The sequence below is a fragment of the Micromonospora cathayae genome (genome assembly GCF_028993575.1).
GTDB classification, from domain to species: Bacteria; Actinomycetota; Actinomycetes; order Mycobacteriales; family Micromonosporaceae; genus Micromonospora; species Micromonospora cathayae.
The window spans coordinates 4,541,978-4,553,849 of record NZ_CP118615.1; the positions used below are offsets into that span (position 1 = coordinate 4,541,978).

9 protein-coding genes are annotated in these 11,872 nt (G+C 71.4%); 6 read left to right on the top strand and 3 right to left on the bottom strand.

The features are described from left to right. Positions 1-5: 5 nt before the first annotated feature. A complete protein-coding gene (locus tag PVK37_RS20605; RefSeq protein WP_275029215.1) occupies positions 6-995 on the bottom strand; it encodes a PaaX family transcriptional regulator in 990 nt (329 codons plus the stop codon). Between the two features lie 301 nt (positions 996-1,296). Between PVK37_RS20605 and PVK37_RS20610 the strand changes: the two genes are divergently transcribed. Further along, the gene (locus tag PVK37_RS20610; protein WP_275029216.1) at positions 1,297-2,667 is read left to right on the top strand and encodes an extracellular catalytic domain type 1 short-chain-length polyhydroxyalkanoate depolymerase; all 1,371 of its coding nucleotides are present in this window, start codon (positions 1,297-1,299) and stop codon (positions 2,665-2,667) included. A 583-nt stretch (positions 2,668-3,250) separates the two neighbouring features. Next, positions 3,251-4,654, top strand: a complete 1,404-nt coding sequence (locus PVK37_RS20615) for an RICIN domain-containing protein (protein ID WP_275029217.1) — start codon at positions 3,251-3,253, stop codon at positions 4,652-4,654. A gap of 160 nt (positions 4,655-4,814) precedes the next feature. Here the strand turns inward: PVK37_RS20615 and PVK37_RS20620 are convergent, their stop codons facing one another. Next, on the bottom strand, positions 4,815-5,585 hold the full coding sequence (locus PVK37_RS20620; protein WP_275029218.1) for a FadR/GntR family transcriptional regulator: 771 nt from the start codon (positions 5,583-5,585) through the stop codon (positions 4,815-4,817). A 153-nt stretch (positions 5,586-5,738) separates the two neighbouring features. Here PVK37_RS20620 and PVK37_RS20625 point away from each other — a divergent pair, with 153 nt between their 5' ends. Genes PVK37_RS20625 through PVK37_RS20640 form a run of 4 tightly spaced genes read left to right on the top strand, consistent with a single transcriptional unit; the run spans position 5,739 to position 10,037 of the window. Continuing rightward, positions 5,739-7,004: an ABC transporter substrate-binding protein gene (locus tag PVK37_RS20625; RefSeq protein ID WP_275029219.1), complete on the top strand. Its 1,266-nt coding sequence runs from the start codon at positions 5,739-5,741 to the stop codon at positions 7,002-7,004. Positions 7,005-7,007: 3 nt separating this feature from the next. Further along, positions 7,008-7,982, top strand: coding sequence for a carbohydrate ABC transporter permease (locus PVK37_RS20630; protein WP_275029220.1), 975 nt, complete (start codon positions 7,008-7,010; stop codon positions 7,980-7,982). After that, entirely contained in the window at positions 7,982-8,809 is an 828-nt protein-coding gene (locus tag PVK37_RS20635; RefSeq protein ID WP_275029221.1) for a carbohydrate ABC transporter permease, read from the top strand. Before PVK37_RS20630 ends, PVK37_RS20635 begins: the two co-directional genes overlap by 1 nt. 1 nt (position 8,810) lies before the next feature. After that, on the top strand, positions 8,811-10,037 hold the full coding sequence (locus PVK37_RS20640; protein ID WP_275029222.1) for a mandelate racemase/muconate lactonizing enzyme family protein: 1,227 nt from the start codon (positions 8,811-8,813) through the stop codon (positions 10,035-10,037). A gap of 173 nt (positions 10,038-10,210) precedes the next feature. On the opposite strand, the gene PVK37_RS20645 is transcribed toward PVK37_RS20640, so the two are convergent. Then, on the bottom strand, positions 10,211-11,761 hold the full coding sequence (locus PVK37_RS20645; RefSeq protein WP_275029223.1) for an arabinofuranosidase catalytic domain-containing protein: 1,551 nt from the start codon (positions 11,759-11,761) through the stop codon (positions 10,211-10,213). Positions 11,762-11,872: the final 111 nt, after the last annotated feature.

Genomic DNA, 11,872 nt, shown 5'->3' on the forward strand with positions numbered 1-11,872 from the left:
GGGTGTCAGGGCGGGCACGATCCCGTCTCCGTGGCGTCCGCTTCGCCGATCCCGGCGAGCAGCTCGGCGGTGGTGTGCGCCCTGACGTCGTCCGGGACGCCGTCGGCGAAGCGGCGGACGACGGCCCGGACGTGCTGCTCGGCGGGCCGGGCGAGGCCGTCGTAGACGGCGGCGAACACCTCCCGGGCCGGCTGACGGAGCCAGCCGGCGGGCAGGATCTCGGCCGGCAGCCGGGGGTCGAGGACGGGGAAGCGCCGGAAGGTGTCCATCACCTCGGTCCGTGTCCGCACCGCTTCCGCCCCGGTGACCTGCCCGGACGCCACCCGTGGCAGGAGCGGACGCCACCGGTCGAGGAAGGACCCGTAGTGCCGGCCGATCGCGGCGACGTCCCAGGCGTCGAGCGGGTCCCGCCCGGCGACGGTGTCGAGGTCGGCCTGGTGGGCCCGGAACACGGTGACGGCGCCGGGGGTGATCCGGGTCAGTAGCGCGTGGACCGGCGGGGTCAGGTCGTGCGGCGAGATCCACAACCCGTCGTACAGCGGCGCGTACCCCAGCCACCGCAGCTGCCCACGTAGGCTGCGGCGCTGCGTGCCGCGATCCTGCGGCAGCGAGAAGGCGACCAGGGTCCAGTACCCGTCCCACGGCTGCGTGGTGGCGGTGGCGGTGAGGATCCACCGGCCGCCGGCGGACAGGTTGGCGGCGGCCTCCCGGCTCAGCCGGTGGAAGCTGCGCCGACCTTCGCGGCTGCCGTCGAGGACGCCCCGGCGTACCAGTCGGCTGATCGCGGTGCGGGCGCCGGTGGGGCTGGCCCCGGACTCGGTGAGCAGCGCGACGAGCGCCGCGGAGGGAAGCCGGGCCCGGGTCCGCACGGTGTAGTCGGCGAGCAGCGTCACCGCGAGCCCCTGCGGGGAGTTCCCGGCCTGTCTGCGGGGCAGCCGAACCGCCTGGTCCGTGTCGTCCGGGAAGATCTCCTCGATGGCGAAAGGGCTGGTCACGGTGCGCTCCGGGCGGCTCGGTTCGATGCGGTTCGGCGGGACTCGACGGTGGACGGGCCGGCCGGGTCGGGGCGCGCCGCGACCAGCAGGCGGCACCCAGACTATCGAGTCAGCTCGATTGACACTTCTCGGGCCGGGAGGGAAACTATCTGTCACACGATGCGGAGCGGGCCGGGCAGGGCACCTCGGATGTCGTAGGCCAGGGGGACCGGCGCGGGAATCCGGGCGTACCCGCGCCGGGCCGCATGGCCGATCTCAACCTGCGGGGACGACGTCACCCGCGGAGATTGGCGAAGGAATCGTGCGTACCAGAATCAGACGGAAACTGCTGCTCGCCCTGGCCGCGTCGCTCGCGGCGGTCGGCCTGCTGGCCCCCTCGCTCCAACCGGCGTACGCGGCGTCGCTGGTCGAGGTGACCAGCTTCGGCGACAACCCGGGCGGGATGCGGATGCACCTCTACGTGCCGGACGCCCGCCCGGCCAACCCGGCGATCGTGGTGGCCATGCACGGCTGCGGCGGATCCGGGCCCGGCTTCTACTCCGGCAGCGAGTTCGCCTCGCTGGCCGACCGGTACGGCTTCATCGTCATCTACCCGACCGCCACCCAGCAGGCCGGGTTCGGCAACTGCTTCGACACCTGGTCGGACGCGGCCAAACGGCGTGGTGGCGGCAGTGACCCGGTGTCGCTGATCTCGATGATCACCTACGTGCAGCGGCAGTACGGCGGGGACGCCAACCGGGTCTACGCCACCGGCAGCTCGTCGGGCGGCATGATGACCAACCACATGCTGGCCGTCTACCCCGACGTGTTCAAGGCCGGGGCCGCGTTCATGGGCGTCCCGTTCAACTGTTTCGCCGGTGCGGCCGACTACCCGCCGGGGCGCAGCCAGTGCACCGGCGGCAGCATGAACCGCACCCCGCAGCAGTGGGGTGACGCCGTCCGGCAGGCGTACCCCGGCTACACCGGGCCGCGGCCCCGCGTGCAGCTCTGGCACGGCACCAACGACACGCTGGTGCCGTACTCGTTGCTGCAGGAGACGATCGAGCAGTGGACCAACGTGTTCGGGCTCAGCCAGACCCCCACCTTCACCGACACGCCGCAGACCAACTGGAACCGCCGCCGGTACGCCGACAGCGCCGGGACCGTCCTGCTGGAGGCGTACGCCATCCAGGGTGCCGGACACAGCCTGCCCGCCGGGGGGATGGCCGCCGCCGCCATCGCGTTCTTCGGGCTGTCCAACCCGACCACGCCCACTCCGACCACCCCCGCCCCGACGACGCCGGCGCCGACCACTCCGGCCCCGACGACTCCGGCACCGACCACCCCGCCGCCGACGACTCCGCCGCCGGGGGCCGGCGCCTGCCGGGTGGCGGTCACCGTCAACGCCTGGAACAACGGGCTGACCGCCGACATCACCATCACCAACACCGGGGCCAGCGCCGTCAACGGCTGGTCCCTGGCGTTCACCCTGCCCGGCGGGCAGACCATCACCTCGGGGTGGAACGCCTCCTTCACCCCCACCTCGGGGCAGGTGACGGCACGCAACGTCGCCTACAACGCCGCCATCCCCGCCAACGGCTCGGTCAGCGTCGGCTTCCAGGCCACGCACACCGGTAACTCCGCCAAGCCGGGCGCGTTCACCCTCAACGGTTCGCCCTGCACGGTCGTCTGACCAGCGTGCTCCGGGGACGTCCGGTGACGTCCCCGGAGCCGCCGGCCGGGCCTTCCCGGCCCCGCCAGGTGGGTCGGCGAGGGCCGCCTGCCCCGTCGGCGGGCGCATCCCCGGCGCGGGCGGGGGACGTCTCGAGGCGGCGGGTCGTCCGGTCGGCTGTGAGCGACAACTGGCGGGCGTCTCGAAGCCGGGGGATCGCCGGGGCGGCTGTGAGCGATAACAGGTAGGCGTCCGGCCTGGCCGGCGAGGTCGGGTCGACCTGTCGGGGGCCGGGTTTCCGTAGCACGTCAGGGTCCGCCGCCAGGAAATCGATCAATCGACATCATTTGACGTATGACGTGTTGAGCGTTAACTTTCTCTCGCGGTGCACGTGGCTGCCGGGAGCCCCGCGACGCACCCCCGCAGCGTGTGCCGGCCGGTCTCCGCCAGACCCATTGGTGGCCGCACGAGCCGGTGGCCGTCCGGGTGTCCGCGACCCCTGTCCCCGTACCACCACCGACCCCACCACCACCGACGCCGGCGCGCGCCCGGCCGCGCGCCCGTCTCCACCCCCCGGGCGACGCCCAGAACGAAGGAGCAGACCATGAGAACCATGGACGAGGCCCGTCCCGCCTCTCCACCGGGACGTCGCTGGCGGGCCGGACTGGCCGCCGCCGCGGCGGCCGTCGTCACCGCCGGCACGCTGGTCGCGATCAACGCGGCACCCGCCGCGGCCGCCACGGTCGACACCAACGCGTGGTACGTGCTGGTGAACCGCAACAGTGGCAAGGCCCTGGACGTGTACAACCTGTCCACGGCCGACGGTGGCCGGATCACGCAGTGGACCCGGAACAACGGTAACCAGCAGCAGTGGCAGTTCGTCGACTCCGGCGGCGGCTACTACCGGGTCAAGTCCCGGCACTCCGGCAAGGTCCTCGACGTGGCGAACGTGTCCACGGCCAACGGGGCCACCGTGCACCAGTGGACCGACCACAACGGCACCAACCAGCAGTGGCGGTTGGCCGATTCCGACGGCGGGCACGTCCGCCTGATCAACCGCAACAGCAACAAGGCCCTCGAAGTGCAGGGCGCGTCCACCGCCGACGGCGCCAACATCGTCCAGTACGACGACTGGGGCGGCACCAACCAGCAGTGGCAGTTCGTCCGGGTCGACGGCGGCACCACGCCGCCCACCACCCCGCCGCCGGGTGACGGCACCAGCGGCTGCGGCAAGGCCCCGACGCTGCGCAACGGCACCCACACCATCACCAGCAACGGCAAGAGCCGCTCGTTCATCCTGCGGATGCCGAACAACTACAACAACGCCAACCGGTACCGGTTGATCTTCGCGCTGCACTGGCGCGGCGGCACCGCCAACGAGATCGACTCCGGGGGCACCAGCGGGCAGGCCTGGTCCTACTACGGTCAGTGGGAGCAGTCGAACAACACCGCGATCCTGGTCGCGCCGCAGGGCCTCAACGGCGGTTGGGGGAACCCCGGCGGCGAGGACGTCACCCTGATGGACGACATCATCCGCCGGATCGAGAGTGACCTCTGCGTCAACCCGGCCCAGCGCTTCGCCACCGGCTTCAGCTGGGGCGGCGGCATGAGCTACGCGCTGGCCTGTGCCCGGCCGACCGTCTTCCGGGCCGTCGCGGTCATCTCCGGTGGCCTGATCAGCGGATGCAGCGGCGGCACCCAGCCGGTGGCGTACTTCGGGCTGCACGGCATCAGCGACAACGTGCTGTCCATCTCCGGTGGACGCAGCCTGCGGGACACCTTCGTCCGGAACAACGGCTGCACCCCGCAGAATCCGCCGGAGCCGGCCGCCGGCAGCCGGACCCACATCACCACCACCTACTCGGGCTGCCGGGCGGGGTACCCGGTGCAGTGGGCCGCGTTCGACAACGGTCACATGCCGGGGCCGGTCGACGGCACGTACGCCGAGAGCGGCGTGACGACCTGGACCAAGGGGGAGATCTGGCGGTTCTTCGCGCAGTTCTCCTGACCTCGGCACCGACGTCGATCAGGTACGTGGCGTGACGTCGCCGGTCGAACGGGTGGGCTCCTGGTGGGCGGGGTGCACGAACCCCCGCCGCCGGGGGCCCGCCCCGTCCGCGTGTCCGGACCGGGGCGGCAGGTCCGCGGTTCGGGAGGCGGGCGGCCGGTCAGCGCTGCAGGCGGGTGGGGGTGTCCGTTCCGCTGCGGCGGACCAGCCAGGCCTCGGTGATGTGGGTGAACATCGCCTCGGCGGCACCGTCCGGATCGTGGGCGGCGATCCGCTCGTAGATGCGCCGGTGTCCACGGTTGGAGGCCACGCACAGGGCGCGTTCCGTCCGGCCCATGTACCGGGCGGTGTTCACGACCTGGCTCTCCAGCGACCGGACCACGCCACGGGCGATCCGGTTACCGGACGCCTGCATGACCGTGTCGTGGAAGGCGCGGTCGTGCTCGTGGTAGCTGACCTGGTCGTCGACCAGCTCGTCCATCCGGTCCACCAGGGCCCGGAGCCGGTCGAGGGTCTCCTGGTCGGCGACCCGGGCGGCGACGTTGGCCATGTCGGACTCCAGCACCCGCCGGGTGACGACGAGGTCGTCGAGGATCGCCAGGCTGTCGTCCTCGGCGATGGTCGCGCCGAGGACGAGTTCGTCGAGCATGTCCCACATGGCGGGCGGGGTCACCATGGTGCCGGCGCCCTGTCGGACCTGGACCAGCCCCTTCTCCTGGAGGATCTTCACCGCTTCCCGGACGACCGTCCGGCTCACCGAGAAGGTCTCGCAGAGGATCGGTTCCGGAGGCAGCGGCGACCCCGGGGGGTGCGCCCCCCGGACGATGCGCTCCACCAGTTCGGCGGTGACCGCGCGGGCGAGGTTGGCGGGTCGGCGGGCCCAGGTCGGAGGCAGCGAGCCGTGGTGGGGCGTCTCCTGCGATGTTGTCATGTCCCCCTCCGAACGGCCCGGCCGCGTAGAGCGACTGGAACTTCCCACCGAGTGTACGGCCACCTATTGACGTAACACGTCATACGAGTTACGTTCCGGTCTAGTTTCGGGTGGACGGCCAGCCGCCGGCCACTCCGCAGAAGGTGAGCATCGATGAAGCGACGAGTAGTGTGGTCCGCCGTCCTCGTTGCGGGACTGGCCCTGACCGGCTGTGGCAGCGCCAGCGACCCGGGCCCCTCGTCCGGCGGCTCGTCCGGCAAGCTGGTGGTCTGGGACTGGAAGTCCGGTGAGGCGACCGCCGCGCGCTACCTCGAGAAGGCGAAAGCCGACTTCGCCAGGGAACACCCCGACGTGACGGTCGAGTTCGTGGCGCAACCGTACGACCAGTACTACACCCTGCTCGGTACGGCCATCCAGTCCGGCAGCGGTCCCGACGTCATCCTCTTCAACGGTGGCGGCCAGATCCGCGACCGGACCGACGCGCTCCTGCCGCTGGACGAGTACGTCGCGCAGGACAAGCAGCGGCTGGCCGGCTGGGACGCGTTCCGCAAGGACGGCAGGACCTACGCCGGCCCGGTGACCCTCCAGGGTCATCCCATCTACTACAACAAGGCGCTCTACGAGAAGGCCGGCCTCGACCCGGCCAGCCCGGCCACGACCTGGCCCGAGTTCGTCCAGGACTGCGCCGCCATCGCCAAGGTCAAGGCCAAGTGCTTCGCCCTCGGCAACAAGGAGGGCTTCGGTATCCAGTTCTGGCTGTCCGCCCTGGGCTCGGGCACCCTCACCGCCGAGGAGTACGACAACTGGATCGCCGGGAAACGGGACTGGAACTCGCCCGACGTCAAGCGGATCTTCCAGCTGTGGAAGGAGGCCGGTGACACCGGCCTGAACAACGACGGAGCCAACTCGACGGCGATGTTCAACGACTCCTTCGCGCTCTTCCAGTCCGGCAAGGCCGCCCACGTCATCGGGCTGATGTCGGACATCGGGCACTGGAAGGACTTCAACGAGTTCCTCACCCCCGGGAAGCTCGGCGTGATGGACGCCCCGGTCGTCACCCCCGGGACCACCCCCACCCTGGCGTACGACGGCGGGATCGGATACGCGGTCGCCAAGTGGACGAAGGACCCGAAGGTGGCCGCCGACCTGGTGCGCTCCCTGACCTCGGCCGTAGCCCTGGAAGCCTTCCACGCCGACGCCGGGGCGATCGCCGCCGACACCACCATCGACGTCTCGGCGGGCGGCCCGGCCGTCACCACGATCGTCTCCGGACTCAAGACCGGCCGGCCCGCGCTGCACGTCGCGTTGTCCTCGAAGACCCTGGACCTGATGGGACGGCTCTCCCAGCAGCTGCTGAGCGGTTCGGTCACCGTCGACGAGGCGGTGAAGCAGCTGGCCGCTTCCGACCAGGCGGGTTGATCCGTGCCGCTCGGACAGTCGTCGGTCCGTCCGGTCCCGACCGGACGGACCGACCGGGCGCGGCCCGGAGCGCCCGCCCGCCGGGGCGACACCCGTCGCCGGCCGGCCAGCGGTGGGGTCCGGGCCGAGCGCCTCGCCCCCTACGTCCTGGTCGGACCGGCGGTCGCGGTCGTCGTGCTGCTCCGGCTGTACCCGCTCGTGCTCGGGGTCAACTTCTCCTTCACCGGTGACGGCGAGCGCAACGGCACGACCGTCGGCCTCGACAACTACCTGGAGCTGTTCCGGGACCCGCTGTTCCGGACCGCCCTGGGCAACGTCGGACTGCTGGTGCTGCTGCTGCCGGTGGCGGTGGCGATCCCGGGCCTGCTCGCCACCTTCATCCACCTGCGTACCCCCGGCCACCGGTTCTACCGCAGCGTCTACTTCTTCCCGGCGGTGCTCTCCCCGGTGATCGTCGGCGCGATCTTCAATCTGCTGCTCGCCTATGACGGCCCGCTCAACGCCGTCCTCGGGGGAGTGGGCCTCAGCCCGGTGGACTGGCTCGGTGATCCGGACGTCGCGATGGTCACGGTGGTCGGCGTGCACGTCTGGGCGACCTTCGGCATGGGTCTGGTGGTGTTCCTCGCCGGCTTCGCCACCCTGGACTCCGCGTTGCTGGATGCCGCCCGGGTGGACGGCGCGTCGCTGACCCAGACGATCCGGCACGTGATCGTCCCCGGCCTCTCCCGGACCATCCAGTTCGTCACCGTGACCACGATGATCGGGATGCTGACGTCCATGTTCGGCCTGCTCTACGTCATGACGGCCGGTGGACCGGAGGGGTCGACGTACCTGCCCGAGTACTACATCTGGATCCAGCAGGGGCAGCTGAACCGCCCGGCGCTGGCATCGGCGGCATCGACGGTTCTCTTCCTGATCATGCTGGTGGTGGGGCTGGCGCAGATCAGTCTGCTCCGGCGGGCGGGGAAGGAGACCTGATGTCCCGGACCGGGTGGGCCCGGTGGCTGGTCGTCGTCCCGATGACGCTGCTCGCCCTGGCGACGATCTATCCACTGATCTTCACCGCCAACGTCGCCATGAAGACCCGGCGGGAGTACATCCTCGACCGGTTCTCCCCGGCGGGCGTCCTGCACTGGGAGAACCTCGCCACGGCGTGGAACAGCGTCGGCATGGCCCGGTACGTCGCCAACTCGCTGGTCGTGGTGACGTCCTCGGTGGTCCTGCTGCTGCTGATCGGGTCGATGGCGGGCTTCGCGCTGAGCCGGCTGCGGTTCCGTGGCTCCGGGGTGATCTACCTGGGTTGTCTCGCGGCGCTCTTCGTCCCGTTCCAGGTGATCATGGTGCCGCTGGCCCGGATCATGGGGGACGCCGGGCTCGTCGACACGTACCCGGGCCTCGTCCTGGTCTACGTCGCGCAGTTCCTGCCCTTCACCGTGTTCCTGATGACCAGCTACTACCGGACCATCCCGCCGGAGATCGTCGATGCGGCCCGGATCGACGGGAACAGCGTCTACGGCGTCTACCGGCGGATCATGCTGCCCCTGGGCCGGCCCGCCCTGCTGTCGGTGGGCATCCTCGACGCCCTGTTCTGCTGGAACGACGTGATCATCTCGTTGCTGATGATGCCCTCGGCCGACCACCGCACCCTCATGGTCGGGGTGACCGCACTGCGCGGGCAGTACTCCGACGACATCCCCACCTTCGCCTCCGGGGTCCTGATCGCCGCCGTACCCGTCCTGGCGGTCTACCTCTTCCTCCAGCGCCAGATCGCCGACGGGGTCGCCGCCGGCTCCACGAAGGGCTGACATGCGGATCACCGGGTACCGGACCCTCACCACCGTCCAGGAATGGGGACGGCCCGTCGGAGACGCCAACGGCGTCCTCGCCGACGGTGTCGTTCCGGTGGGGATCGTGCTCGTCGACACCGACGAGGGGATCACCGGCGTCGGTCTGGGACCGCACGTGGAGATCGACAGGATCTTCCCGGCCCTCGACGGTGCCGACCCCCGCGCCGTGACCACCCTGTACGACCGGATGCTGCGGCACACCTTCAAGGCGGGCCACGCCGGCCCGGTCTTCGGGACCATCGGCGCGCTCGACACCGCCCTGTGGGACATCAAGGCCCAACTGGCCGGTGAGCCGCTCTGGCGGCTGCTGGGCGGACACGACCGGCGGGTCCCCGCGTACGCGTCCGGACTGGACATCGGGCTGACCGACGACGAACTCGTCGCCACCTACCAGACCTACGCCCGGCACGGCCTGCGGGCCGCCAAACTCAAGGGCGGCCTCGACATCGACCGGGACCGGGACCGGCTCTGCCTGGTCCGGGACGTGCTGGCCGGAACCGGGCGCGGCCCGCGGCCCGGACTGATGCTCGACGTCAACGAGTCCTGGACCCGCAAACAGGCGGTCCGGTACGTCGGCGAACTCGAACGCACCCTGGACCTCATCTGGATCGAGGAGCCCGTCCGGCGGTGGGACGCCGAAGGGCTGGCCGTCGTGGGCCGGGGTGTCCGCGCGTCCGTCGCCACCGGGGAGAACCTCACCGGGCTGGAACAGTACCGTCCGCTGCTCGCCGCCGGAGCGGTCGACGTCGTCCAGTCGTCCGCCGTCTGGGGCGTCACCCACTTCCTGCGGGTGTCCGCCCTGGCACACGCCCACGACCTGCCGGTCAGCCCGATCGGCAACAGCCCGGTCGGGCTGCTGCACGCCGCCACCTCGGTGCCGAACCACCTGACCAGCGAGTTGCAGGACCTGCACCCCCCGGTGGGCGTCACCGTCGACCTGCACGTCGAGGAGGGCGCGTTCGTCCTCGGCGACTCGCCGGGCCTCGGCGTCCGGGTGGACGAGGAGGCCGTCCGTGCCTCCGCCCGCCGGCCGGGCCCGCAGACCGCCGACGGCCCGAACGTCCGCCCGGAACGGGCCGGGCACCGGCTGCTGGCGACGCGCGACGGCATGGCCGCCCCCCGGCTCCCGCACCACCGGGCCCCGGCGGCCTCCCGTAACGAGGTCTCGCCCACCGCCTGCCGCTGACCCCTCCGCCATCGCGGCGGTGCGCTGGAACCACCCCTGCGCCGGGCCGCGGCCGACAGCCCGGCGGAACTCTGGTCGGCGCTGCGGACCGTCGGGCTGCTCGACCCGCCCCCGGCCCGGCTCCGGCCCGGCCCCGCTCCGCGCGGCGGCCGGGCCGGGGCCGGTGACCGGCCTCAGCGGTAGCCGGCGGCCACGATGTTGGCCTGCACCGCGTTCTCGGTGGCGTCGGAGGGATAGCCGGCGACCATGGCGCCCTCGTAGAAGGTGCCCGCGCTGAGGTTCGCGCCGCCGTCGGGCTTGCAGCAGTCCCCGCCACTGCCCAGGATGATGGCGCCCTGCTTCTTCATCGGGCTGTAGCCCGGCGGCAGCGCACCGTCCCAGAGGGTGTAGAGGTTGCCGGCCTGCGCGTCACTACCCTTGATCGCGAAGCGTGTCGTGCCGTTGTTCTTCAGGGTCGCGGTGACGAACTTGCTGGTGAAGGAGCGCTGGTTGGGGTTCCAGCTCTGGCTGCCACCGGGAAAGAGGCCCCATTCGAGGTCCGCCTGGACCCACGGGCCCGTCCCCTGGCAGCCGCCGAACCAGCACTGCCTGCTGAAGTTGATGGCGTCCATCGCGCCCGCGGCGTCGGCCTTGCGGGTGGTCTCGCTGTTGCCGTAGTCGAAGCAGCAGCCGTTGTTGACGTGCGTGCCGCTGGTCACCATGTACATGCCCTCGGGGGCGGCCCCGGTCGGCACGCCGGTCAGGTGACCGTCCCGCCAGTAGCTGTTGCCGGGGTTGATGTAGAGCGAGTACGCCTTGCGGCCCCCGACGCTCAGGGACTCCGAGGTGGCGATCGCCGGCTTGCTCTGCGGTGAGCCCGGCACCACGCTCGACCCCTGGTACCAGAGGTCGTTGCCCCGCCCGGACTGGTCGTAGACCACCGTGACGACACAGCTCGTGCCGGTGCAGAACGAGTCCTGGGCCGCCGCGTCGGCGGTGCCGCCCGCGCTCAGCACGGCGATGTTCCGGGTCGTGCTGTCCGAGGAACGCCGCACCTGGTAGAGGTTGCCGGCGTAGCTGCCGAAGAGCGCCCGGGTGGTGCTGTGCGCGGCCACGCAGGGCGTGCCGCCCGAGGCGTAGATGTCGCACGGACGGTCGCCGGTCTGCGGTGGGGGCGGTGAGGACGGCGGGGCCGCCGGCGAGGTCCACTGCTGGTTGGTGCCGCCGTGGCAGGCCCAGAGGTGCACCTTGGTGCCGTTGGCGGTGCCGTTGCCGCTGGCGTCGAGACAGAGTCCGGACTGGACGCCGGTGATGGTGCCGTTGCTGTTGACGTTCCACTGCTGGTTGGGTTGGCCGTTGCAGTCCCAGATGATGGCCTGGGTGCCGTTGGTGGTGCCCTGTCCGGAGGCGTCCAGGCACTTGGTGCCGTACACCGTGAGTTGTTTGCCGGCGGTGTAGGTCCAGGTCTGGTTGGTGCCGCCGGTGCAGTCCCAGAGCTGCGTCTGGGTGCCGTTGGTGGTGCTGGAGTTCGGTACCTCGAGGCAGCGGCCGGACTGGGTGCCCACGATCCGGGTGCTCTGCCCCGGTTCGATGGCCGCCGTCACCGGCCGGGCGACCGGGGCCGACCCGGCGGTCGCCCCGGCGGAGAGCGGGGAGTAGGAGGCGGCGCCGCCGACGACCAGGGCGATGATCGACGCGCCGACCAGGAGGGACGTCCGGCGGTGGTGGCGGTTCGAAACGACCATGACGGGTTCCTCACAGGGGGGTGGTGGTGGGGTCGAGGTGGGTGGGTTCGGCGCGGGGCAGGGCGGGTCGGGACCGGCCCCGTGCGGAGCCGGTCCCGACCTGGCGTGCCA

Excerpts from the sequence above, each read along its gene's own strand:
- PVK37_RS20640 (WP_275029222.1), top strand. The coding sequence starts at position 8,811 with ATGCGGATCACCGGGTACCGGACCCTCACCACCGTCCAGGAATGGGGA.
- PVK37_RS20635 (WP_275029221.1), top strand. The coding sequence starts at position 7,982 with ATGTCCCGGACCGGGTGGGCCCGGTGGCTGGTCGTCGTCCCGATGACG.
- PVK37_RS20620 (WP_275029218.1), bottom strand. The coding sequence starts at position 5,585 with ATGACAACATCGCAGGAGACGCCCCACCACGGCTCGCTGCCTCCGACC.
- PVK37_RS20625 (WP_275029219.1), top strand. The coding sequence starts at position 5,739 with ATGAAGCGACGAGTAGTGTGGTCCGCCGTCCTCGTTGCGGGACTGGCC.
- PVK37_RS20615 (WP_275029217.1), top strand. The coding sequence starts at position 3,251 with ATGAGAACCATGGACGAGGCCCGTCCCGCCTCTCCACCGGGACGTCGC.
- PVK37_RS20645 (WP_275029223.1), bottom strand. The coding sequence starts at position 11,761 with ATGGTCGTTTCGAACCGCCACCACCGCCGGACGTCCCTCCTGGTCGGC.